Origin of the sequence: Fibrobacter sp. UWB11, from assembly GCF_900143015.1 — a bacterium.
Lineage (GTDB): Bacteria > Fibrobacterota > Fibrobacteria > Fibrobacterales > Fibrobacteraceae > Fibrobacter.
Genome location: NZ_FSRT01000002.1, coordinates 331,978 through 357,675, shown reverse-complemented (window position 1 = coordinate 357,675; position 25,698 = coordinate 331,978). Strand labels below are relative to the sequence as shown.

The following is a 25,698-nucleotide window of genomic DNA, read 5'->3' as shown; positions in this document are numbered from 1 at the left end:
ACTTAAAGTGGTATTTTTATTGTCGCGTTTTTTGCCTAAACCCTGTTTTTTGCACGTTTTTCTATTTTTTATCCCTGAAATGTCGAAATCCGCAAATTACTTTCCCGCTATCGATGGCTTGCGCCTGCTTGCAAGCCTTAACATTGTCATGCTTCATTTGGGCAGTTCCAACGCCCTCATGTACATGTCCGATTGCAAATGGGTAATGCCCATTATTTCGGCACCGGCTTTTGCAGCGGGAATTTTTTATGTGTTGGCGGGTTTTCTTTTTGCAAGCAAGTATAGCGACCCCGATCGCAGAATCCCTGTAATCCCCTTCATGTTTAGCCGCATTGCAAAGCTTTATCGCTTGCATTTCTTCATGACGCTCCTCATGTTTGTACTGGTGATGTTCAAGATGAGCGGCTACACGCATTTGCCTGCACTCTCTGAAATTGGCGATTGTGCATCGGCGGGGCTTTCGAAGATGTTCCACCCGTGGCGCAGCCTCTTCATGCATCTCACGCTGACGTGGTCGATTGTTCCCGATCTCGGCATGAAATTGAATGAGCCTTCATGGTCGCTTACAAGTTTTTTCCTGTGCTATGCGATTACGCCGTGGTTCAGCCGTTGGCTGATCAAGCAGAACCGCCGTACGCTTTGGGTGCTGTTTGGGGCGGTGTTCATTCCGGGAATTCTTTGGGCTATCGTGTATGGCAATTCGGGCAATCTCTGGTTTGATGGATTTGATGCAAAGTACCGCTTCTTCCACATGTTTGCGCCGGTCCGCGTTTTTGAATATTTGTTTGGCATGGTGCTTTATCGCCTGTATAACGAGGGCGTGTTTGATTTTCTCAAAAAGAATTTTGTGAGCGGTATTGCCCAGGCAATATTGCTATTGGCTCTTTATGGAAGTCTCTTTTTGATGCGGCCCGATGCCAATCCCGGATATAATTACTTTATTCATCATAGCCTACCGATTTTTATTTACGGCATGTTTGTGGTGAGCCTCCTTTCGGGCAAGGGCTTCTTGGCGAGATTTTTCTGCATTCCGCTTGTGCGCCATATCGGCCGCGCGTCGTTCTACCCGTATTTGATCCATTTGCCTATCATTACGTTTGCATGGGGTATCTGTAACTTGAACCGTCCGAAGAATACCATTCTTTTGCTCATCTTCATTTACACGGTCAGCACGCTGTACATGGAATTTAAAGTCTGGCGCCGCAAGAAAGCAAAGTCTAGAACTTAGATGGCTGCATCCACGTCATTGCGAGCGAAGCGCGGCAATCTATCTAAGTTCGACCAGCTAAATATCCCTAAAATCCAAGACTTTATTTGTCTTTCCTCAAACAAGTCCTAAAAATAAGTGTATTTTATACTATAGGGCAACCGCTAATGGTTGTTTGGAAGGGATATTCTTGTCGGAGGATCTGCAAATCATGGACTGTATTGAATCGTCAGACTTGACGCATGCGATTCTTTCTAGTGCAGGCCTCGGCTTGTGGACGATTGAGCTTGATGACGGCAAACCTCCCAGAATGTATGCCGATAAAGCCTTCCTCCAAATTCTTGGACTTCCCGACGAAACGCTCCCTGAAGATCTTTACAATTTATGGTGCAATAACATCGACCTCTCGTATTACGAAGAGTTTGCCGAGTCTATCGACATGATGACTCGTGGCGAAATGTCGGAACTCGAGTACGCCTGGAACCACCAGTCCCGCGGAATTATATTCTTGCGGAGCCATGGTGGCCGAAATAATGAATACACTCGCGGAGTCCGCCTTGAAGGGTGCTGCACCGATGTTACCGAACAGATTGAATTCAAGATGCATTTGCGTGAACTGGACCAGTATTCCGACATTGCAAATACGCTTGGTGATGGCTTCGATAACATTTATTACGTAAATATAAACGATAATTCTTTTATTGAATTTAACGCGCAAGGCGTGGCTAAAACTCTTGATTTCCAAAACATTACTGATTTTTTTGAGGGCTTTGAACAAGCGCTAGAGAAAGTTGTTTGCAAGGAAGACTGGGATACCGTCAAGGATTTTATCAATAAAGAAAAACTTTTGAATGGTCTCGAAAATGACCGTGCAGTGTCTGTTGCGTTCCGTTTCTTTATTGATGGTCGGATGGTTTATTATCGTTTGAAGGCTGCGAAAACCCCTGATTCCGACAACCACATTGTGGTGACTCTCGAAAACGTAGACGAAGAAGAAACCGCGAAGGCCGAACGTAAGGCAATCTCGATTCGAGACATGGCTGTGATTTCTGGTTTGTCCGATGACTTTGGTTGCGTGGTGTACGTTGATTACGAAACGCTTTCCGAGGCTCATTATCGCTTTGATCCGGTGTTCGATGAATTTATACCGGGATGGTCTAAAATTGATAATTTTGGCAAGCGCTTGGAACTCCTGGTCAATACCGTTGTGCATCCTAGCGACCGTGAAACTTTTTGTGCGGCGACAGAACCGGCGAAGGTTCTCGAAATGGTCGAGCGCGAACACATGTACTTCGTCAATTTCAGGTTGCAAATCGATGGCGAAGATATTTACTACCAAATTAAGTTCGTGAAGGATGAAAATTCCAAGAATCACGTGATTGCGGGTTTCCATAGTGTCGATGCCGAAACAAAAAGAGAAATGGCGAGCCTTGAAAAAGCAGAACTTGCAAACAAGGCCAAGAGTGCGTTTCTCTTCAACATGTCGCACGATATCCGCACACCGCTCAATGCGATGATTGGCTTTACCGACATGGCCGTAAAAAACATCGATGACAAAACAAAGGCGCTTGACTACCTGAACAAGTCTAAACTTTCGAGCGAACACCTTTTGTCTTTGATTAACGATGTGCTGGACATGTCTCGTATTGAAAGCGGCAAGGTGGAATTGGACTTGAATCCGGTCAATTTGGATGAAAACGGCGATGACGTTGTCCCGATGCTCAAGTCGCTCGCCGAAAAGAAAAATGTCAAGTTTGAATTTGTTCGTCACGATGTCGAGAACCGCTATGTCTACGTTGATTTCTTGCGCATGAACCAAGTGCTCATCAACGTTGTTTCTAACGCGGTAAAGTACACCCCGTCGGGTGGCTCTGTAAATGTCGATATTAGTGAGGTTCCTTCGGACCGCGAAGGATACGGAATGTATCAATTCGTCATCAAGGATACGGGTATCGGCATGAGTTCGGAATACCTGAAACATCTCTTTGATGAATTTTCTCGTGAAAGAACATCTACGGTCAGTAAGCAACAGGGAACAGGCCTTGGGCTTGCCATCACAAAGCGCATTGTCGATATGATGGAAGGCAGTATAGATGTTGAAAGTAAGGTTGGGGAAGGTTCCAAGTTTACGATTCGTATTCCCATGCGCATCCAGGAAAATCCGGAAGTCGTTGAACAGGTTCGTTTTGTGCACTCCGAACGTGAATCTGTTTCTTTCGAAGGATTCAAGGTTCTCGTGGTTGAAGATAACGAACTGAATCTTGAAATTTCAAGGGATGTTCTTGAAAGCGCGGGCGTGATTGTTGAAGCTGCAGCCGATGGCTCTATAGCTGTGGAATGTTTGAAAGTAAAGGGCCCTGATTATTACGATTGCATTTTGATGGATATCCAGATGCCGGTGATGGATGGCTTTGAAGCTACCCGTGCCATCCGTAAAATGTTCCCCGACAAACGAATTCCGATTATCGCACTTTCTGCAAATGCATTTGATGAAGACCGCCGCAAGTCCTTTGAGGCGGGTATGGACGGTCATTTGGCAAAGCCGATTGTCATCGCTCAACTCGATGACGCCCTAAAGAAATTCCTCAAGAAATAGAATTTAGGCAGTAAGCTGCTTAATGCCGCCGACAGCGACGGTATAGTCCAGTTCTACCTTTTCCAAAAGTGCTTGAGAATTTGCAGTAAATTCTCCCGGTCGCAAATCTTCGGTAAGCTCGCTGCTAGAAGAGGCGAGCTTGTTCAGGCCGAGGTTTGCTGCAACACCTTTAAGCGTATGGGCTGCACGGAACGCCGTCTTTGCGTCGTTCCCGTCAAAGGCGGTCTTGAGTTCGGTAAAGCTGGGGTCACTGAGGAACAGTCCCAAGTATTTCACAATACGGGACTCCATGCGGAGACGTTCAAGTACTTCATCCAGAGATTCACCGAGAGAGCTGTAAAATTCAGAGAGAGTCATAACAAACATCCTTTTTTAATGAATTATATCAATGTGTCCATATACAGAAGTGAGTGCTGGGGCTTCGTTCGTTCCTTTGGTCCATATCTGTAGCACCTTGACGTTGCAAGGTGTGCTTTTGCCGTCTATGTTGAAAGCCTGTTTGATGATAGTCGGCTTTTCTTTGGGGGTTGTCTGGCGCCGTAAAATTTTTTGGATAATTTTCAGGTTTTCTGTTGCGGCGCTGTTTTGTTCGTTATCGCTAGGGGTAAAATCATCAACGATAGTTCTTGGAAGTCCAAGAATCTTCGATGCCTTTGAAGACAACTTCATTACGCCAGGTGTATAGGAGTATTCAAAGAGCATACCGTCGAGCATAGATTCAAAGAAATGCGATTTCTTGCGCTCATCGATGAACTGCCTAAACATCTGGTTGTATATGGGATGCTGGCTGCTATTCATCATGGCGTCGGCGATATAGAAGAAATCCTTGTCGGCTTGCTTGCTCCAGTCGAACGTCTGTAGCGAAATCACAAGCTTGTCGGCTATGGCGTCGAGGCATTGTATCAAAAGCGGGTTGAACACGCCACATTCGTTGTTGTGGATCATTTCGAGCGCTTTTTCGTGCGTGAATGCATGCTTGTAGCAACGTTCGCTTGTGAGGGCATCGTACACGTCAGCGATAGATACGATTTGTGCCGCTATAGGAATTTCATCGCCCTTGAGACCATCGGGGTAGCCGCGGCCGTCCCAGCGTTCGTGGTGCCAGCGGCAAATTTCGTAGACGTATTTCATCAAGGGTTCATCTTTTCCGATGGGGACTGCGTTCAGCATTTGGGCGCAGTTTACGGTATGCCCTTTCATGATGTTGAATTCTTCGGGCGTGAGTTTGCCGGGCTTGTTCAAAATTTCATCGGGAATCGTGATTTTCCCGATGTCGTGCATGGATGACGCCGTGCAAATGATTCCGATATCGTTCTTGTTGATATTGTACTTTGTGATGTTGTTCCGTTTGCACTGGCGTAGCAGTTCGCGCAAGAGCATTTCGGTGATGGTGTTGATGTGGAGTACATGCATTCCGCTTTCGCCGTTGCGGAATTCTACGATGTGGCTCAACATGGTGACCATCATGCTGTTGTTGCGGGTCTTTTCGTAAATCTGATTTAAAACGAGGTCCGAAAGATTCTTTTGCTTCCGGTAAAGGCGGATAGTGTTGTTTACTCGATTCTTGAGCACCATCTCGTCGAAAGGTCGCCCGATAAAGTCCGTAACGCCAAGCATGTAGGCGCCTTCAATAAGCGAATGGGCTGTTTCCCCAGAAATCATGATGACCGGAATTTCGTTAATCCAGCCGTTCTTGTTCATGATGGCGAGGACTTCCATGCCGTCTTTTTCGGGCATTACGATGTCGAGGAGTACGAGTGAAATTTCGGATGTCCGTTCTCTGAGCAAGAGCAGAGCTTCGTTTCCGTTTTGCGCCTCGATGATATTGTATTTGTCACTGAGTATGTCGGACAACAGGGCTCTGTTCATGGCCACATCGTCAACAATCAGTATAAGAGGGCGCTTTTCATCCATATACGCATTCCTTTAAAACCCAAATACAATACATATTAAATGTATATAATTTCGCACATTTAGTGTAAGAAAAATGTAACCTCGTTGAAATAATTGTACGCTCGAATGGCGGTAATATTGTGCTTAAATGTTCAATATTGCCGTTTTTATAAAAATTGTATATATTCTGTAATATAAATGTAAGATTGTTGGACAGGATGTTTGCTTATGCGTGCAAAAATCTTCATTTTGCCGATTTTATTGTTGCTGGGGGGAATAGCCTTTGCTGCACCACAAAAAATTAATGTGGGGTTTTATGCTAGTTCCGGCTACTATGAAATTTCGGAAAATGGAGAAAAAAATGGCTATGGCTATGAACTTTTCCGCCGCATGTCCCGCTATGCAAATTTGAATTTTGATTTTACCTATGGCCGCAAGTCTCGTGACGAAATGCTGAAAAGGCTCGAAAGCGGTGCTGTCGATATTGTCCTACCGGTAAACAAGTCTAAGGAATTGGAATCCCTATTCGCGTTCTCGTTGCCTATTGGCCCCAGCTCCGATTGCATTGCCGTTCGCAAATCAGATTCGACGTTGCTGAATGAAATCAATTATGCAATTCAGCAAATGAATTTGATAGAACCGAACTGGAAAAGCCAGATGAATAGCAAGTACTTTGGCGATGAAACTTTGGATTTGTCAGTACTTTCGGAACGGGAACGCGCTTTTTTGCAGGAGTTTCGCGGTAACGACCGCATGCTTAAAGTGACAGTCCGCAATGCGGTGTTCCCGTATGCGTTTATCGATGACGGCATGCCGAAAGGTATTTTGCTCGACATATTTGCCGAAATTGCACTTCACAATGGCTTGAAGTATGAATTTGTCATGACCTACGATACAAAGAAACCTTTGGTTGTGCTTGATGGCCGCTATGGTATAACTGGTGACGATGATGCGTGGGTGTTTACTCCGGAGTACTTGCACGATCAAGTGCTTGCCGGCTATGATAGTTTGTTACAAGGAATGAGCATTGCTGTGCCGAGGAGCGCTCCGCGTGAACTCGCTTCCATTTTGACAAAGGGAGTGTTGTCGTTATCCCCTAAGGTTGTCCGTGCAAAGGTGGTAAAGTATGCGGGATTTCGAATGCCGAACTATTCGGGTGAATTGTTGCATGCTCATTCCCGCATTGTGGCTGTTTTTGGTTTAGTCTTTGGAATTTTGGGATTGGCTTTGATTGCATCGCTCGTATGGCTTGGTTTTAGGCGCAAGTTGAAATATCGCCAAAATGAATTGGATTATAAATTGCGCGAGGCGAATGCTTTTGCCGCCGAGGCCAAAGAGGCCAAATCGAAGTTCCTTCTCAACATGAGCCACGATATCCGAACGCCGATGAATGCAATTATAGGCTATGCCGATCGTGCAGAACGCCATATCACAAATACTGAAGATGTTCAGGATGCGCTCAAGAAAATCCGCATATCGGGCGGTTACTTGCTCCAATTGATCGAAGAAGTGCTAAACATGGCGAAAATCGAGTCCGGGCAGCTGATGCTGAAAGAACGGATGATGAATTTGCCGTCGTGCATGACGGAACTTTGCGAAAGTTTTGTTCCCATGATGAGTCAAAAGAATCTTTCGTTTATTTGGGACTTTTCGGAAGTCAAGAATAAGTTCGTCATGGCGAATGTGAACTGCCTTCGCCAGATTCTGTATAATATTATATCGAATGCCGAAAAGTTTACGACTTATGGGGGCCGCGTTGTCTTTACGGTAGAAGAATTGCCCTGCCAAGTAGATGGCTATACTGTATTTGACTTTGAAATTAGCGACAATGGGCTTGGCATGTCCAAGGCGTTTTTGGAACACATTTTCGAAGAATTCGCTCGCGAGCAAAATTCAACGCAAAGCCGCTTGCAGGGAACTGGGCTTGGAATGTCCATTGTAAAGCGCCTTGCCGATATGATCGGTGCAGAAATTGATATCCAAAGCGAAATTGGGCTTGGGACGACTGTTCATGTGCGTATCCAGTTCAAGATAGCGACAGAAAGCGACGTTGCCTTGGACCATGGCGAAATGAATACGCTCGACGAAGGTAAATTTTTGAAAGGCAAGCATGTTTTGCTTGTTGAAGATAACGAATTCAATAGGGAAGTTGCGCAGGACTTTTTGCTAGATGCCGAAATGAGTGTGGATATCGCCGAAAATGGCCTCGAGGCCGTGACACGTGTCCGTGAACATTCTCCGGATTTTTACGATTGCATTCTGATGGACGTCCAGATGCCAGTCATGGATGGCTACGAGGCGACGAAGGCCATCCGAAAGATTTACCCGCAAGCAAAAATTCCAATTATTGCACTTTCGGCAAATGCGTTTGATGAAGACCGCCAAAAGTCTCTCGATGCCGGAATGGATGATCATTTGCCAAAACCGTTCGTGGTGGCGAAAGTCCTAGAGACGATGAACAGAGTAATGCAAAGAAAAGTTAACGTAACTCGCTGAACAGGAACGTTTTAAGAACACTTTTCGTGTGATTTTACGCATTATGTCAATCCTTTTACAAAAGAAGGGTTGATTTTTTATATAGTATCAAACTATCTTTTAGGTTGGATGGGTGAAATCTTTTTTTAAAAGGAATTCATATGAAGACTTTGGTTAAAGCTATGTTTGGCCTTGCTGCATTCGCTGCAGTAACGGCTACTGCTGGACAGTTCCCGTTCCCGCAGAACATGAAGTATCCGCACGGCAAGATTATTGAATATGCCGATACGGATATGATCAAGACTCACTACCAGACATGGAAGAAGGCCTGGTACGATGCTTCCCAGGGCTGGGTTTTTGCTCCGGAAGGAACTTGCTCTACCGTTTCTGAAGCTATTGCATACGGTATGTTGATTTCCGTCTACATGGACGATCAGGATGTTTTCAAGAAACTTTACAACACATGGACAAGCAATAGCGCTGGTGGCGGTGGCATGAACTGGCGTATCGGCTGCAATGGCGGTTCCGGTACGGCATCTGACGCTGACTTTGACGCTGCTCTCGCTCTCGTGATGGCTTCCAAGCAGTGGAATGATGCTTCTTACCTCTCTGCAGGCAAGTCCCTCATTTCTTGGATTGCTTCCAACGACATCAATGGCGGCAAGATTAAGCCGGGTAACCAGTGGAATGACGGTTTCAACCCGAGCTATGCAACGACTGCCAACTTCCAGCTTTTCCAGGACGTTGCTGGCGGTTCTTGGTCTAGTGTTATCTCTCAGGCTTATACTGACTTGAACGCTTGCCAGGATTCCAAGACTGGTCTTGTGCCGGACTGGTGCGACTGGAACTCCCACAAGCCGATTTTGACATCTGCAGCCGTTTCTAACGATATCGGTTTCTACGATGACGCTGCTCGTACGCCGTGGCGTATGGCTTGGGCTTATTACTGGTACGGCGATACCAAGGCTCAGGCATTCAACAAGAAAGTTGTTAGCTGGCTTATCCCGGAAACCCGCACTGCTAGTGGCGTGAACTCCGGTTATAAGTACGAAGGTGGTGCTTATCATATTGATAACAGCGATATCCGTCGCTTCGTTTCTTCTACCTTCTCCGGTGGTCTCGGCCTTGCAACGTCTTCTATCGACAGCAAGGAAGCTGAAACCTACCTCGGTACGGTTTACAAGGTTCTCAAGGAAAAGACAAGCTGCGCTACCGCTCAGGGTTGCGGTGAAGGCTCTGTTGCTGGTGAAAAGTACTATCCGGCTACTTTGAACATGCTCTACCTCCTCCTCGTGACGGGTAACATGCCGAACCTCTACAATACCACTGGTTTCACTCCGTTCACACCGGACCCGTCTAAGGCTCCGTCCATCAGCGAAGGCGAAGGTGAACACTTGACATTCGGTGATACGACTGTTGCTGTCTCTGGTCTCTGGAACTGGGGTGCATACCACGACAAGCTCGGTATCGGCACCAAGATGGTCCCGGATTCTGGCGCATCTCCGCTCTACAGACTTGATGATGGTTCTATCGTTGCTCGCGCTTCTATGGAAATCGGTCCGGAACCGGAATGGACTGAAGCAGCTGCTAAGGCTGGCACGCTCAAGTATCCGTCTGCTGGTATTGCAGTTTCCTTCAAGAAGGACGAATGCAAGAACGATGGTTCCTGCGGTGTCAACTTCAAGACTCTCGGCATCCAGTACATCCGCGTGACGGCTAAGACTTCTGGTCCGATCCGCATGGCTATCCTCAACACCATCACCGACGAAAACGAAAAGAAGAAAGTTGAAAACGCAGGTGCAGGTTCTGAACCGGGTATCTATGTTGACAACTCCGAAGAATTCAAGGCTGTGACCTATGACATGACTCCGTATGAATACGGCTTCAAGGGTTTGGGTGATGGCAAGGAAATCAATATCCTTGACTGGGTTAGCAAGAACAACGCTCCGGAAGGCGGCGAAATCCTCACCTGCATCAAGGGCCTCAAGTGGGAAGTCAAGGACGCTAAGGGCGGCCTCGGTGAACTCACCATCAGCGCTGTCGAATTCCTCGACGCAAGCAAGACCGCTGTTGATCCGGTCAAGCTCACTGGCATCGAAATCAAGCCTGTTAGCCTCTACAAGGTTTCCTTTGCTCCGAGCTTCAGCGTTCGTGCAAATGGCATGAAACTTGAAATCAACGGTGCTAAGGCTGGTAACGTGTTCATGGTCTACAACATGCAGGGCAAGGCTATTGCCGGTGGCATGCTCATGAACAGCAACCTCACCGTTAACGTTCCGAGCGCTGGTTCCTACATCGTTCGCGTTGGTTCCGAAATGAACCGCGTCAACGTGAAGTAATTCACGAACGAAGTTCGAAAACGAAATTGCAAAAAGCCGAGGCGTTCGCCTCGGCTTTTTGTTTTTGTCGCTTTGTCTCTAGAAGTCTGTGTGCTTTGCGCAAATGTCGATTGCTTTATCTAGCAACTTTCCTCGTGATTGTCGGCATTCCGTTTGCTTCTGCTCGAATGAAATAAACGCCTTTCGGATATCTTTCTGGAACTGCAAAATCGTTTATCTTCTCAAGTTTATGTCCTTTTATATCAAATAGCGTATACTTGTATGCTTGCTTGTTTTGCGTTGCCTTTATTGCCTTAGGTATTGAAACTTCTCCTGTATTTTTCAATATGAGGCTTTTGGACATGAACTCGATAATGTAGGAACCATCGCTTTCGGGGGTGAGAACTTTTCCGTCTTGCTCGATGATTGTTTTGCTGCTGACTCGCGTCGTATCTATCCGTACGCGGAGCGGTACGCTTTTGGGCATGCGTTCGTTTGGAATTTTCCATTTTACGCTGTAGCCGTCATCTGTTTTTGTCATCAAAGCGTTATCAAAAACAAAGTGTGCGCGCTGGTAGGCGCCTACAGTTCCGATTGGTGCTACCCAAAGTTTATTCCTGACGGCACGCTCAAAAAGAGCCTTGATGTCATCAGGGTTGATGGCGTAATTGTCGATTAACCTTTCAGAAACGTCGTGCTGTAAAACAATGAGCCATGTGCCTTCGGTTATCTGGGGGTCTAGCGGGTTGGCGTTTGCGTAGTTGCCAATGAATGCCGCTGTATCCAGCGCGTTTAGCATTTCGTTCACGGTGGCGCCTGAACGGGACCATATCTTGGCCGGCATGCTCATCCAGTCAGGTTCTTCGTTCCATTTTGTTCGGGCTCCGTCATAGGTGCAATCGCGGTTAATTAAATGCCGCTTTTCGATAATGGTTTTGACATGGTCGTCGTTTTCGCAAAACGGGGTAGCAAACGATATGACTTGAACATCGGCACCGTGTTTTGCAAGCGTCGCTTCGATAGTGTCTGCGAATTTCACGACATCTTCTTCAAGTTCTTCGTCTGTTTCTTGGGGTAAATGCCAGTGCGATATGGTGTGGTTTCCAATTTCATGGCCTGCGATAGCAAGGGCCGCAAACCCGGCTGCATTTTCGTTTAGGCGGTCCTGGAATGCTGTTAAAAAGAATGTCACATGGACATCCGGCATTGCATCTAGCAAAGGTTTCAAGTTAAGAACTTGGGTTTCGAGAGCGTCGTCGAAAGTAAAACTTACGGCACCAACATGGCCGTTCCAGGGTACAGTTTTGACAGGGGCTGCAGTACAATAACCTATGAGCCCAAAGGCGAAAACGCATGCTAAAGCGATTTTCGAGGACTTGTTTTTTGTTTTGCAATACATGATATTACCCCACCTAAAAAAAAATTACCTTTTTTCTCAAAAAAAGGTCTGCTTGGCAATACTACAAGTTGTATGGCTTTTCCCCTTAAATTCACAAATTTTGACGATTTCAAGTAAAAAAGCCCCGGAAATTTCCGGGACCTTTGATATAAATCAATATTTGATATTACATCGCTTCGAGCTTTTTGCCCTTGGTTTCATTCACCAGCTTGGCGACTAACACAAAGCTTATTGCTGCGAAGGTCGTGTAAATCAAGTAGGTCGGGCCGATTCCGATACCGTCCTTGCCGACGAGAACCGGGAAAGACCAGCTGACCAGGAAGTTTGCACCCCACTGGGCAAGGCCGCATATTGCGATTGCCACGGCACGAATGCGGTTGTTGAACATTTCGCCGAGCATCACCCACATCACCGGACCCCATGTTGCGGCAAAGAATGCCACGTAGAAGTTTGCGGCGAGGAGGGCGAAAATACCACTATTGCCTGTGAGGTTACCGCTAGCGTCGGAACCGAAGAGGAAGCAGCACGCGAGAATGCCAAGCGTAACGGTCATGCCAGCAGAACCGATGAGCAAAAGCGGCTTACGACCAATCTTATCGATAAGGAGAATAGCAGCGATAGTCATGGTCAAGTTGATGGCACTGGAAATCACGCTCGTAAGGAATGCATCGCTTTCACCGAAACCGACACTCTGCCAAAGCATGGAACCATAGTAGAAGATCACGTTAATACCCACGAGCTGCTGGAGAATGGCGATACTGAGACCAGCCCAGACAATCGGAGCGACGCGCTTTTTGCCAGCGACCGTTTCGAGGAGGTCAGAAAGCTTGGCTGGCTTGTGAGTCTTGAAGGAGTCTTCAATTTCCTGAGCCTTTTCCTTGATGCCGACGGATGCAATCATCGAAAGCACTTTCTGAGCTTCTTCCATGCGGCCCTTGCTCACGAGGAAACGCGGGGATTCCGGGAGCTGCCAGGCGGCGACACCGTAGAGGAAAGCCGGGATAGCTTCGACCCAGAACATCACCTTCCAGGATTCAATGCCCATAATCAAGTTGCTTGCTGAACCCGAAATGCGGACGATGATGTAGTTCGAAAGCAGCGCCACGAAGATACCGATAACGATAGCGAACTGCTGCATGGAACCTAGTCGCCCACGCAAGTGCGCCGGTGAAGTTTCGGCAATGTAAATCGGGGCGATAATGGATGCCACGCCGATACCGATACCGCCAATCACGCGCCAGGCGATGAAGTCGTAGATGGTGAACGGGAGACCGGAACCGATTGCACTGATAAAGAAAAGGACGGCGGCTGCAAGCATGCAACGCACACGTCCAAATTTATCGGCCAGTCGGCCTGCGAAGTAAGCACCTGCAGCTGCACCTATTAGAGCGAGAGAAACCGCAAGACCAAGCTGCATGTCGTTACAATTGAAATAGCCCTTAAGCGCTACGTTTGCACCGTTAATCACGGACGAGTCAAAACCGAATAGGAACCCTCCGATGGCGGCGGAAAGGGTTATCATGATGACGTGTCCAACGTTATAGTTGTCTTCTACTGCCATTTTCGTACCTCTGTTTTTGATTTTGTCAAATGGATTAGCCGCTAATATAGATATCAAGGAATTGTAAATTCAAGATTTACAATAAATCTTGATAGTCCAAAAAGGACTAACGTTTTTCTTACATAAGTCGAAAGTCGAGTGTTGTTGCTCCCGTCCTATCTATAAATAGATATATATAATTTTCTTACAGTGTGCGCGCTTTTTGCAGATTTTGTGAATTTATTTAGGAATATGGGGAGGGGGACGGAGACTGTTTTTGGCTGCTTTGGCGGGGAGGGCGCATTGCCGTGACTTTAGCCATTTTCTATCTTTACGCCCGAAAATTTAATGCCCGCAGCGCTGTGTTGCGGGGCTTGAGGTAAACCATGTTTCGTGAAGTAAAGAAAGAAGAAACCTTCCCGCAGATTGAAGAGCGCGTGCTCGGCTTGTGGGATAAGGATGAATCGTTCAAGAAGTCGCTGGACTCCCGTCCGGAAACTGAACCGTACACTTTCTACGATGGCCCTCCGTTTGCAACGGGCCTTCCGCACTACGGTCACTTGCTTGCCGGTACCATCAAGGACATCGTTCCGCGTTACTGGACCATGAAGGGCAAGAAGGTTCCGCGTGGTTTCGGTTGGGACTGCCACGGTCTTCCGATTGAATCTCTCGTGCAGAACGAACTCGGTCTCGCTGGCGTTGCTGAAATCCAGAAACTCGGTGTCGACAAGTTCAACGAAACCTGCCGCGGCAAGGTGCTCAAGTACACCAGCGAATGGAAGAAAACCGTTCGCCGCATGGGCCGCTGGGTCGACTTCGACAAGGGCTACAAGACCATGGACAAGAACTTCATGGAATCTGTGTGGTGGGTGTTCAAGCAGTGCTTCGACAAGGGCCTCATCTACCAGGGCTACCGCATCCAGCCGTACAGCCCAGCTCTCGCTACTCCGCTTTCGAACTTCGAAACGAACCAGGGCTATAAGGACCGTCAGGACCCGTCTCTGACGCTCATTTTCCCGCTCAACACGGATGAAGCCAAGTTCAAGGACACGAGCATCCTCGTGTGGACGACGACTCCGTGGACACTTTATTCCAACTTCTGCATTGTTGTGGGCCCGGACATGGACTACAACCTTGTGGAACAGGATGGCAAGAAGTACTGGATTGCCGCAAGCCGTACCGCCGCTTACTTCAAGAACCCGAACATTGTGGATACCTGCAAGGGCTCTGAACTCGTGGGCAAGGACTATGAACCGCTTTCCCGCATTTCCGATGCATTCGTGACGCCGGACCAGCTGTCCCGCCACTACAAGATTTACCCTGCCGACTACGTGAGTACCGAAGACGGTACCGGCGCCGTGCATACCGCTCCTTCCTTCGGTGAAGAAGACTTCCAGAAGGGTGCAGAACTCGACCTCGGCCTTTTCGACCCGCTGGATACTGAAGGCAAGTTTACCGACAAGGTCCCGATGTGGAAGGGCCTCGGTGCGAAGGAAGCCGACAAGGAAATTATCCGCTACTTCAAGGAACAGGGTCGCGTGTTCAAGCAGGACGTGATTGTCCACAGCTACCCGCACTGCTGGCGTACCGGCGTTCCTCTGATTTACCGCGCCCTCAAGACTTGGTTCCTCAAGATTGATGCGCCTGTGACGAGCAAGGACGGCGTGACCAAGACTCTGAAGGAATGGATGGTCGAAAACAACCAGACCGTGAACTGGGTGCCGGACCACATCAAGAACGGACGCTTCGGCAAGTGGCTCGAAGGCGCCCGCGACTGGAACCTTTCCCGTAACCGTTTCTGGGGTACGCCGATTCCGGTGTGGCTCAGCGACGACGGCGACATGATTGCCGTGGGCTCTATCGAAGAACTGCAGCAGCTCACCGGCGTGAAACTCGACGACCTGCACAAGCACTTTGTCGATAAGCTCACGATTGAAAAGAACGGCAAGGTTTACCGCCGTACGCCGGAAGTTTTCGACTGCTGGTTCGAATCCGGTTCCATGCCGTATGCCAGCCGCCATTACCCGTTTGAAAACAAGGAACTCGTGGAACGCAGCTTCCCGGCAGACTTCATTGCCGAAGGCCTCGACCAGACTCGTGGTTGGTTCTACACCTTGACCGTGCTTTCTAACGCCTTGTTCCAGAAGCCGGCATTCAAGAACGTTATTGTGAACGGTATTATCTTGGCCGAAGACGGTTCCAAGATGAGTAAGTCCAAGCGCAACTACCCGGACCCGAACGACCTCATCGAACGCACAGGTGCTGACGCCATTCGCTTGTTCATGATCAACTCCGCCGCTTTGAAGGCTGAAGACCTCCGCTTCAGTGAAGAAGGCGTGAAGGGCATCGTGAAGCAGGTGATGTTGCCGCTTTGGAACGCTGTGGCATTCTTTGTCTCTAACCACAACGCCGACGCCGCCAAGGGCCAGCTCACGTGGAAGCCGGGTCAAGAAGTCAAGAGCGACAATGAACTTGACCGCTGGATGCTTGCAACGCTGCAGGATCTCGCAGCCAAGGTCGAAGTGGAAATGAAGGCTTACCGCCTGTACAACGTGGTGCCCGCCGTGATTGCCGCGGTGGATGACCTCACGAACTGGTACGTGCGCCGCAGCCGTCGCCGTTTCTGGAAGAGCGAAAACGATGGCGACAAGAACGCCGCCTACGCTACCATGTACAAGGTGCTTGTTGATTTCTCCAAGATTCTCGCTCCGTTCCTCCCGCTCCTCGCCGAAGAAATCTACCAGATTCTCGTTCGCGAAGTGGATGCCAATGCTCCGGTGAGCGTGCACCTCTGCGAATTCCCGAGTGCAGACAAGTCCCTGATGGACGAAAAACTCGTGGAACGCATCGCCATGGTGCGTGGCATGGTCGAAATGGGCCGCGTGATTCGTGCAACGAACAACGTAAAGAACCGTATGCCGATTGCCAGCATGACGGTGGTTGCTCACGGCACCGAAGAAAAGAATGTCGCCGAGACCATGAAGGACTTGATTCTCGAAGAACTCAACGTTCGTGAAATGAAGTTCCTCGAAGACGAAACCAAGCTCGTGAAGCTTTCTGCTAAGCCGAACTTCCTCGCTATTAAGGCAAAGGGGCCGGATTATGCAAAGAACATGAAGGTGATTTCCGCTAAGCTCAACAGCCTCTCGGTTGATGAAATCAAGGCTCTCCAGGCTGGCGAAACGATTAAGTTCGAATTTGGTGAAGTTGGTGCTGACTGCTTGATGCTCAACCGCATCGTGGCCGATGGCATGGCAGTGGAAGCCAACCAGCACTTCACCGTGGCTCTGGACCTCAAGATTACGGACGAACTTCGCCGTGCTTGCGTGGCCCGCGAACTCGTGAACCGCATCCAGAACCGCCGTAAGGACCAGAACTACGCCATCACCGACAAGATCGAAGTGACGCTGTTCTCTGCAAGTGACGTCTTCAAGCAGGCCGTTGCGGAGAATGAAGCTTATATTGCAGGGGAGACTCAAGCTGTGAAGATTGCCTGGGCTGCATCTGCTGATGGTCTCGAAGCCAATGATGCTGATGGAGAAGCATTTAGCTTCACGACGGTGAAGGCGTAATAAGGCTAGATTCGCGCAATTGTCATCCTGAGCCCCGAAGGGGCGAAGGATCCAGGCCTGAAAACATTTATCTCTGGAATCTAAAATTCCAGAGTTTTTTATATTCATAACATAATGAAGTTTATTCGTACTCTCGTTCTTCTTTTTGCTTTGCTCTTGCCGGGTGTATCCATGGCAGAAGATGGTGCTGTGCCTCCGCCTGAGAAAAAAGTGGACTATTTACCGAGACCTCTTGGCTTTGAAATTGGTGGTGGAAGCATGTTCGTGGCTGGGGTGGAATGGTGGTCTATGGCAAGCTTCATCTATGTACAGAAACGCCCTGAGAATGTAAAGGGTATGTGGGCGCCGGATGATGCGCTAGTGTGGTTTGTTCGTACTAGATATGTATATGATTTCAAGGACCATGAACATGGTGTTTTGCTGTATCCAAATATTGAGTATTTGCACTCCCTGTTCGGCATTGCTGTTGGCCCGCAGGTGGGGTGGTTTTCTTCGTCGGGATTCGACTATGGTGCAGCCGTTCGTTTGGACTTGATGCTTATATTGAATATTGAAGTTGGTTATTTTTTCGAAAAAAAGAATCCTTATGTGAGTTTCCTGTTTTCGTGTTCCATTCCGAAAATTGGAATATTTGACCCTTAGTGTATAATTTGGGAATTGTTCCTAAGATCCTATTCGTTTTTGTATTACACTTTCTTGTTCATGTATTTTACATAAAATGTAAATAGTCTTATGCTATTTTACAGATTTTGTAAATAATATTGTCTCTGTAAAATCATTGAAATTCTTTAAAAATGCCGATTTTAGCGTAAAATTGCCATTTTTAACAATTTCTGTAAAATTGGCACGGTCTTTGCATATTGGGGGCGATAAATTAACCGCCTTCAATGGGTTGTGCTTATGAATTTTTCAAAATGGACCGGGTTAGGTAACGATTTCGTTCTCCTGGAACCGGGTGAGTCGCTGGATTTTGGCAGCGGATTTGAACAGCGTATCATTAAACTTTGCGACCGCCGTTTTGGCATTGGTGCCGATGGTGTGGTCCTTGTGACTCCTATGGATGGCGAGGGGTGCCTCGTGCTTAATGGTGTCGGTGGTGCGGGTCCTGCGTCAAAGGCTGTTGCAAACGGCGTCGATTTTGAAATGCGTATTTTCAATGCCGATGGCTCGGAAGCGGCGATGTGCGGGAACGCCACGCGTTGTGTTGCGAAGTTTATCCGTAGTCGCGGTCTTGCAAAGTCCGAAGACACGAAGGTTTTCAATTTGCACACGAAGAGCGGTCTTGTTCGCCCGACGCTTTTGGACGATGGCCGCGTGTGTGTTGACATGGGGCATCCGAGGGCGTTCCTTGACTCCATTAAGCTTACGGCAGACTGTTATGATTTTACCGCGGAGACGGTTTCTATGGGAAATCCGCACGCGGTCATTTTTGTTGATGATATCGAAAAGATTCAACTTGAAAAATGGGGAAGTATTCTCGAAGTCGATAAGCAGTTCCCTGACCGTTGCAATATTGAATTTGCACAAGTGATTTCGCCCACGCAAATCCGCATGCGGGTTTGGGAACGAGGGTGCGGAGTTACGATGGCTTGTGGTACTGGCAGCTGCGCCACCCTCGTTGCGGCCCAGCGCACGGGCCGCGTGGGCGTCGAGGCTGATGTTGTTCTTGATGGTGGCGTTTTGCACATCAAGCACGAAGAAGATGGACCTGTGCTGATGACTGGCCCTGCGGAAGAAGTTTTTAAAGGGACAATTGATTAAAAACTGGATTGCTTCGCCTTTGGCTCGCAATGACGTGAAACTTTAAAAAAAACAAACAAATTATGAACGAATCTTACATTAACTCCTACTACGATCGCCTTCCTGGCAGCTACCTCTTCTCGACCATTGCCCAGAAAATCAAGGAATATCAGGGCTCGCATGCAAATGCGGATATCATCCGTCTTGGCATTGGCGATGTGACGACTCCGCTTATTCCCGAGGTCATCAAGGCCATGCATGCCGCTGTTGACGAAATGGCGGTGAAGGGTACTTTCCGCGGTTATGGTCCGGAACAGGGTTATGATTTTGTGCGCGAGGCAATTGTTCGTGGCGAATACACGGCTCGCGGCATCGAGATGGACCCGAACGATATTTTTGTGAGCGATGGTTCCAAGTGCGATGTGGCGAACATTCAGGAACTTTTTTCAGAAAATGTAAAGATTGCAATTCCTGATCCTGTTTACCCGGTTTATTTGGACTCGAATGTGATGGCTGGACGTACGGGTGTTCTTCAGGCAGATGGTCATTTCTCGGAAGTAACTTACCTTGCTTCGACGGCCGAAAACAATTTCCAGCCGGACTTGCCGAAAAATCCGGTGCAGTTGATTTACCTTTGCAGCCCGAACAACCCGACGGGTACGGTGCTCACTCGCGAAACGCTCCAGAAGTTTGTCAACTACGCAAACGAAAACGGAGCGCTGATTTTGTTTGATGGCGCCTACAACTGCTACATTCAGGACGAAACGCTCCCGCATTCGATTTTTGAAATTCCGGGTGCTCGTACTTGCGCGATTGAATTCCGTAGCTTCAGCAAGACGGCAGGCTTTACGGGCGTGCGTTGCGCTTATACGGTCATTCCGCACGAACTTTCGAAGCTCCATGCGATGTGGAATCGTCGCCAGTGCACCAAGTTCAATGGTGTGAGCTATGTGACTCAGCGTGCTGCTGAAGCGATTTATTCTCCGGTGGGTTGGCAACAGACGAAGGAAGTGATTGCCGGTTATATGCGCACGGCTGGCGTGATTCGTCAGGAATTGACTGCGGCCGGCTACACGGTGTTCGGCGGTGAGCATGCTCCGTACATTTGGTGGAAGATTCCAGATGGTGAAAAATCGTTCGACTTCTTTGACCGCCTGCTTGCTACTTGCGAAGTCGTGGGTACGCCGGGAAGTGGCTTTGGCCCGTGTGGCGAAGGTTACTTCCGCTTGACTGCTTTTGGCGATTACGAACGCACCTGCGAAGCGCTGAGAAGAATCAGAGAACGGTTGTAAAATAGGTCTTAAAAATTCTTGTAACTGATAACTATTAACTAGTAACCGCGCTGAAGGCGCAAATACGAATTACTATCTTATGACCATGCCCACTTCTATAGGTCCAGAAATTTCGGTAATCCAAAAGATTAGCGTTGCGATTATTCACGAGCGTGATGTTGAAAAGTTGCTCGAGAATGTGCTTGGCATTTTGGAATCTGAACTTGGAATGCTGCGCGGTACGTTTGCGCTGCTCTTTGGCGATACCCTGAAAATTGAGGCTTCGCGCGGACTTGATGAATCTGAAAAACAGCGTGGCTCTTATCGAATGGGTGAAGGTATTACGGGACATGTCGCAGAACGCGGCTTGAGCCATGTAATTCCGGACTTACGCAAGGATTCCAGATTCTTGAACCGTACGGGGAGCCGCCATTACGAATCTCAGGTGGCGTTTATCTGTGTGCCGCTGATTCATGATGGACATGTTATCGGAACGCTTTCGATTGACCGTCCGGTAGATGGTTCGACCGACTTGGATCGCGATGTGGCGTTGCTCGAAATTATTGCAAATATTACGGGCGATGCTGCAAACGAATGTATTGAACTTCACGGCGAACGTGAGGCGATGCTCGAAGAAAACCGCAAGTTGCGCGATATGCTTTCGAACAATCCCGGCGAACTTGTGGGTAATTGCCGTGAAATGCGCCAGGTGTACGAACAAGTGCGTCAGGTGGCTCCGAGTGATGCAACGGTGTTGATTCGAGGCGGTAGCGGTACGGGTAAGGAAATGATTGCCCGCGCTATCGTGAACTTGTCAGGTCGAAAGGACAAACCGTTTATTACGCTCAACTGCGCTGCGCTCCCGGAAAATCTTGTCGAGAGCGAACTTTTCGGACATGAAAAGGGCGCGTTTACGGGAGCATTGAATCGCCGTATTGGCCGTGCTGAAGCTGCAGATGGGGGAACACTGTTCCTCGATGAAATTGGCGATTTGACCATGCAAACTCAGGTCAAGTTGTTGCGCTTTTTGCAGGAACGTACTTTTAGCCGTGTCGGTAGCAATGAAGAACTCCATTCTGATGTGCGCTTCTTGGCGGCAACGAGCCGTAATCTTGAAGAGCTTATCTCTCAGGGCAAGTTCCGCGAAGACCTTTTCTACCGTTTGAACATTTTCCCGATCACGATGCCTGATTTGGCGAAGCGCAAATCTGATATTATTTTGCTTGCAGAACACTTTATTGAAAAGATGAATCTGCGTTACGGCAAGAAGGTACAGCGCCTTTCGACAACGGCAATCAATTTGCTTATGAGCTATCATTGGCCGGGCAACGTTCGTGAACTTGAAAACTGCATTGAACGTGCTGTGCTTACGGCTACCGATGATTGTGTCCATAGCTATAACTTGCCGCCTTCACTGCAGACAAGTTTGAGCGTCGGTACGATTGGTGCTCCGAACGATAAGATTGCACCGCTTGAAGTGATGATGGAAAATTATGAACGTGAAATCATTACTGAAGCAATCAAGCGTAATGATGGTAATATCTCGGCAGCTGGGCGCGATTTGGGCGTTTCTCCGCGTATGATGAATTACCGCATGAATAAGCTCGGGATTAAATCTGGGCGCTAATAAAAAATTCAAAAACTCTGTTGACTATAAGGCTGTGCATTTCGCGATGCACGGCTTTTTTTTATGTGTTGAATGGTTGGTGGGGTGGTGATTAATTCGTGCGGTGATGGGGTTGCGGGTTTTTCGTTGGCTACACAAAAAATCCGTCGGCTTTTGACCGACGGACTGCATTTATGAGGTTCGAAATTAATTAGTAGATGAATTAGTAAATGAACAACATCTCGCGGTACTTCGGAAGCGGCCACTTTTCGTCCGGGACGATCTTTTCGAGAGAGTCCACGATCAAGCGGAGGTCGAGCATACCGTTCAAGATATCTTCGTGCTTCCCGGCGAGGGCCTTTTCCATCACTTCGATTGCAGCGAGGAGCTTCTTGATACCTTCGCCAAGCGGCTTGGCGTAAGAATCGAGAGCCGGGAAGCCCTGGTTCAGAGCCATTTCGTTTGCCTTGAGAGCAGCGGAGTAAGCTTCGATGGCCTGCGGGAGAATGATGTCCTTCGCCATGTCGCGAGCGATTTCGCCTTCGATGTGAATCTTCTTGTGGTAGTCTTCCATGTTGACTTCGTAGCGGGAATCGAGTTCGCGCTTGTTGAACACGCCGTACTTTTCGAAGAGGGCGACGTTTTCTTTCTTGTTGAGTGCCTGGAGGGCTTCCATGGTGGTGCGGGTGTTCGGGAGGCCGCGCTTTGCAGCTTCTTCGACCCATTCGTCCGTGTAACCGTTGCCGTTGAAGATAACGCGCTTGTGTTCCTTGACAATCTTCTGCAAGAGGTTCTGGAGTTCTTCGTGGAACTTTTCTGCAGGAACGTTGGCGAGCTTGTCTGCGATGATGTCGAATGCTTCGGCAACGATCGTGTTGAGGATGACGTTCGGTTCAGAGCAGCTCTGGCTAGAACCCGGTGCACGGAATTCGAACTTGTTGCCAGTGAAGGCGAACGGAGAAGTACGGTTGCGGTCCGTGGCGTCGCGCGGGAGCGGCGGGAGAGTGTCGGAACCGAGCTTAAGAGCGCCAGCCTGCTTGCTGGACTTCGGATCGCCCTTTTCGAGCTGGTCGACGACGTCAGCAAGCTGGTCACCGAGGTACATGGAGATGATTGCCGGAGGAGCTTCGTTTGCGCCAAGGCGGTGGTCGTTACCAGCGCTTGCAACAGCCATACGGAGCAGGTCAGCGTGAGTATCGACGGCGTAAATCACAGCGCAGAGCGTGGTGAGGAAGATGGCGTTCTGGTGCGGGTCCTTACCCGGGTTCAAGAGGTTGGTCTTACCATAGTTCACAGACCAGTTGTTGTGCTTACCAGAACCGTTGATGCCTGCAAACGGCTTTTCGTGGAGGAGGCAGACGAGTCCGTGGCGGTCAGCAACCTGACGGAGGACTTCCATAATCTGCATGTTGTGGTCGCAAGCGAGGTTCACTTCTTCGAACATCGGAGCGAGTTCGAACTGAGCCGGAGCGACTTCGTTGTGGCGGGTCTTTGCCGGAATGCCGAGCTTCCAGAGTTCCTTTTCCACATCGTTCATAAAGTTCAAAATGCGGGACGGAATGCTACCGAAGTAGTGGTCTTCCATCTGCTGGTGCTTAGCCGGAGCGGCACCGAACAAGGTGCGGCCAGCCTGGTAGAGGTCCGGGCGCTGGAGATAGAAGCGCTTGTCGACGAGGAAGTATTCCTGTTCGGCACCGAGCGTGACGGTGACCTTCTGCGGAGCGACACCGAAGAGGCCCATGAGGCGGTCGGCGGATTTCTGCAAAGCTTGGATGGAGCGGAGGAGCGGAGTCTTCTTGTCGAGTGCTTCACCAGTATAGCTACAGAATGCAGTCGGGATGCAAAGGGTTGCGCCGTTGCCGTGACGCTTGATGAAAGCCGGGGAAGTCGGGTCCCAAGCGGTGTAACCACGAGCTTCAAACGTAGAGCGAAGGCCGCCGCTCGGGAAGGAAGATGCGTCCGGTTCGCCAACAATCAAGTTCTTGCCGCTGAACGCGAGGATGGCTTTGCCATCTTCGGGTTCAAGGAAGGAGTCGTGTTTTTCTGCAGTAGAACCAGTAAGAGGCTGGAACCAGTGAGTGAAGTGAGTGGCACCGCGATCGATGGCCCACTTTTTCATAGCGTGTGCAACTTCGCCAGCGATGCTCGGGTCGAGCGGTGCGCCACCATCAATAGTAGCGAAGAGCTTTTTGCAAATGTCTTTCGGAAGGTAGGTGCGCATCGCTTCGGCGTTGAAAACGTCTTCGCCGTAAAAGTCGATGTTTGCAGGTGCTGCCGGCATTACGCCCGTTGCGTTTTCACTTGCGATTTCCTTGATAGCTTTTAATCTGTATTCGTTGCTCATGGCAATCTCCTTAAGTTTTTTTTCGCAGCCTTATAAGCGAAAAGTGTGCCAATTCGGAAATTTGCCTGTAAAACCGCGAAATTTGCACGAAAACGAAAAATGAAAATTTGATGAGCTTTTATTTCGTGTTTTGAAAATTACAGATTATGAAAAATTATAGGTGAAATTACAAAATATGTAAATAACGTATTTGTGGAAGGTTATCCCTGTCTTGATTCGATAAGTTTGCTACGCAAATATTGTCAATTATGAGGGCGAATTTAGCAAAAATGACGAAAGAGTAGAGAAAAAAGTCGTTTTACATTTTGTGTAGCTTTGTTATTCCTTAGAATTTTATCATTTATTTGGTAACCTTTAGGGGTGATTTTCTCCATTCTCCAAAATCTTATATATATTACAAAAAGATTACGCCGGTGTCGGCTCGAAAAAAAAAGCGAGGTTTTCTATGACTCAACCCATCAACGGTAAATTTGAAATGCCGTCTCTTCCGTATGCTGCAACTGATTTGGCTCCGGTCTTGAGCGCCGAAACGATTGAGTTTCATTATGGCAAGCATTTGCAAACTTACGTGAATAACTTGAATGCAGCCCTTCCGGGAAGTGCGTTCGAGGGCAAGTCTTTAGAAGAAATTGTAAAGACTGCTGATGGGGGCGTTTTCAATAACGCTGGCCAGATTCTGAATCACGCCATGTATTTCTTGCAGTTTGCGGCCCCCAAGGAAGGGAATGTTCCGACGGGAAAAATTGCCGATGCGATTGCCCGTGATTTTGGTTCCTTCGAAAAATTCCAGGAAGAATTCCAGGCGAAGGGTGCTGGGCTTTTTGGCTCCGGTTGGGTTTGGCTTTCTGCCGATGCTTCGGGTAAGCTCGTAATCACGCAAGAAGGTAACGCGCAAAACCCGATTACCAAGGGGCTCACGCCGCTTTTAACGTTTGACGTGTGGGAACATGCCTATTATATAGATTATCGCAATCGCCGTCCGGATTACTTGAAGTCTCTGTGGAGCATTGTAAATTGGGACGTTGTGAACGCGCGTCTTGGATAACGTTTAAACTGATTACAAAATCGGCCGGGATGTCCCGGCCGTTTTATGCATTTAAATGTTCGGGGCTTTGTCTTTCAGCTTTTGCATAAGCGGGATGAGCCCGCCGCCAATTGTGTTACCGATTGTGATGGCGAAAAGCGCTTTGAACATTGTCAAAGAGAAGTCGCTCGCGAGCGAGAAATAGAACATGTCTGCAATGCAGTGTTCGAATCCGCTCAAGATGAAGACCATGACGGGGAGGAACACGGTGAAGACTTTTCCGACCTGATTTTCGATGGTCTTGTAACCGTCGGCCGCGATGAACATGAGCATGCCGCAAAAGATGCCGAGCACTACAAGGCTTAAGGGACTGTCACTATCTTTAATAATGCAAAGTGCGTTTGCTTTGGCTTGGAGTGCCTCGCCGTAGCGGGTCGCGGCCATCATTTTTGCAAACAGGAATGTTCCGACGAAGTTGCCGAGCCAGACGATGACGAGGAATCCCCAGTAGTTGGGTCTCTTGTTGACAAAGTATCCGACTTTGCCCGTAAAAAGGTTGAATCCGAAATTCAGGATGGTGAAAAGTCCAAGACCGAAAAGGAACGATCCCAAAATTTTATTGTCACAAGAGAGAAATGCTGTACCGCCGAGGCCGATGCAAAGGCCGGAATAGACGGATTTGATAAAATTAATCATGGCGCCAAATTTAATTA

General features: G+C 48.5%; 16 protein-coding genes. 10 read left to right on the top strand and 6 right to left on the bottom strand.

Features of this window, described 5'->3' with window-relative positions; translation table 11 throughout:
• The first annotated feature begins 79 nt into the window (after window positions 1-79).
• On the top strand, window positions 80-1,228 hold the full coding sequence (locus BUQ91_RS10070) for an acyltransferase family protein (protein ID WP_072827749.1): 1,149 nt from the start codon (window positions 80-82) through the stop codon (window positions 1,226-1,228).
• 190 nt (window positions 1,229-1,418) lie between these two features.
• A complete protein-coding gene (locus BUQ91_RS10065) occupies window positions 1,419-3,803 on the top strand; it encodes an ATP-binding response regulator (protein ID WP_074209161.1) in 2,385 nt (794 codons plus the stop codon).
• Window positions 3,804-3,806: 3 nt separating this feature from the next.
• Here BUQ91_RS10065 and BUQ91_RS10060 read toward each other — a convergent pair whose 3' ends face one another.
• Together BUQ91_RS10060 and BUQ91_RS10055 are read right to left on the bottom strand one after the other, a co-directional pair.
• A complete protein-coding gene (locus BUQ91_RS10060) occupies window positions 3,807-4,160 on the bottom strand; it encodes an Hpt domain-containing protein (RefSeq protein ID WP_072828001.1) in 354 nt (117 codons plus the stop codon).
• 15 nt (window positions 4,161-4,175) lie between these two features.
• Window positions 4,176-5,717 carry an HD-GYP domain-containing protein gene (locus tag BUQ91_RS10055; protein ID WP_074209160.1) on the bottom strand — a complete coding sequence of 514 codons (1,542 nt, stop codon included), beginning with the start codon at window positions 5,715-5,717 and terminating at the stop codon, window positions 4,176-4,178.
• 207 nt (window positions 5,718-5,924) lie between these two features.
• Here BUQ91_RS10055 and BUQ91_RS10050 point away from each other — a divergent pair, with 207 nt between their 5' ends.
• Together BUQ91_RS10050 and BUQ91_RS10045 are read left to right on the top strand one after the other, a co-directional pair.
• Window positions 5,925-8,192, top strand: coding sequence for a response regulator (locus tag BUQ91_RS10050; RefSeq protein ID WP_074209159.1), 2,268 nt, complete (start codon window positions 5,925-5,927; stop codon window positions 8,190-8,192).
• Between the two features lie 140 nt (window positions 8,193-8,332).
• The gene (locus BUQ91_RS10045; RefSeq protein WP_074209158.1) at window positions 8,333-10,510 is read left to right on the top strand and encodes a glycosyl hydrolase family 8; all 2,178 of its coding nucleotides are present in this window, start codon (window positions 8,333-8,335) and stop codon (window positions 10,508-10,510) included.
• 115 nt (window positions 10,511-10,625) lie between these two features.
• Here the strand turns inward: BUQ91_RS10045 and BUQ91_RS10040 are convergent, their stop codons facing one another.
• The gene (locus BUQ91_RS10040) at window positions 10,626-11,888 is read right to left on the bottom strand and encodes a polysaccharide deacetylase family protein (protein ID WP_074209157.1); all 1,263 of its coding nucleotides are present in this window, start codon (window positions 11,886-11,888) and stop codon (window positions 10,626-10,628) included.
• 166 nt (window positions 11,889-12,054) lie between these two features.
• A complete protein-coding gene (locus tag BUQ91_RS10035) occupies window positions 12,055-13,449 on the bottom strand; it encodes a sugar porter family MFS transporter (protein WP_072827755.1) in 1,395 nt (464 codons plus the stop codon).
• A 365-nt stretch (window positions 13,450-13,814) separates the two neighbouring features.
• Between BUQ91_RS10035 and ileS the strand changes: the two genes are divergently transcribed.
• From ileS to BUQ91_RS10010, 5 genes are all read left to right on the top strand, one after another.
• Window positions 13,815-17,000 carry an isoleucine--tRNA ligase gene (gene ileS, locus BUQ91_RS10030; protein WP_074209156.1) on the top strand — a complete coding sequence of 1,062 codons (3,186 nt, stop codon included), beginning with the start codon at window positions 13,815-13,817 and terminating at the stop codon, window positions 16,998-17,000.
• 114 nt (window positions 17,001-17,114) lie between these two features.
• Window positions 17,115-17,642 (top strand): hypothetical protein, encoded by a 528-nt coding sequence (locus tag BUQ91_RS10025; RefSeq protein WP_074209155.1) that lies wholly within the window; start codon window positions 17,115-17,117, stop codon window positions 17,640-17,642.
• A 258-nt stretch (window positions 17,643-17,900) separates the two neighbouring features.
• Window positions 17,901-18,761, top strand: a complete 861-nt coding sequence (gene dapF / locus BUQ91_RS10020; RefSeq protein WP_074209154.1) for a diaminopimelate epimerase — start codon at window positions 17,901-17,903, stop codon at window positions 18,759-18,761.
• Window positions 18,762-18,823: 62 nt separating this feature from the next.
• The gene (locus BUQ91_RS10015; RefSeq protein ID WP_074209153.1) at window positions 18,824-20,032 is read left to right on the top strand and encodes an LL-diaminopimelate aminotransferase; all 1,209 of its coding nucleotides are present in this window, start codon (window positions 18,824-18,826) and stop codon (window positions 20,030-20,032) included.
• 85 nt (window positions 20,033-20,117) lie between these two features.
• Window positions 20,118-21,638: a sigma 54-interacting transcriptional regulator gene (locus BUQ91_RS10010; protein WP_254842317.1), complete on the top strand. Its 1,521-nt coding sequence runs from the start codon at window positions 20,118-20,120 to the stop codon at window positions 21,636-21,638.
• Window positions 21,639-21,840: 202 nt separating this feature from the next.
• On the opposite strand, the gene BUQ91_RS10005 is transcribed toward BUQ91_RS10010, so the two are convergent.
• Window positions 21,841-23,961, bottom strand: coding sequence for a glutamine synthetase III family protein (locus tag BUQ91_RS10005; protein ID WP_074209151.1), 2,121 nt, complete (start codon window positions 23,959-23,961; stop codon window positions 21,841-21,843).
• Between the two features lie 445 nt (window positions 23,962-24,406).
• Between BUQ91_RS10005 and BUQ91_RS10000 the strand changes: the two genes are divergently transcribed.
• Window positions 24,407-25,006 (top strand): superoxide dismutase, encoded by a 600-nt coding sequence (locus BUQ91_RS10000; protein ID WP_074209150.1) that lies wholly within the window; start codon window positions 24,407-24,409, stop codon window positions 25,004-25,006.
• Between the two features lie 51 nt (window positions 25,007-25,057).
• Here the strand turns inward: BUQ91_RS10000 and BUQ91_RS09995 are convergent, their stop codons facing one another.
• On the bottom strand, window positions 25,058-25,681 hold the full coding sequence (locus BUQ91_RS09995; protein ID WP_074209149.1) for a formate/nitrite transporter family protein: 624 nt from the start codon (window positions 25,679-25,681) through the stop codon (window positions 25,058-25,060).
• Window positions 25,682-25,698: the final 17 nt, after the last annotated feature.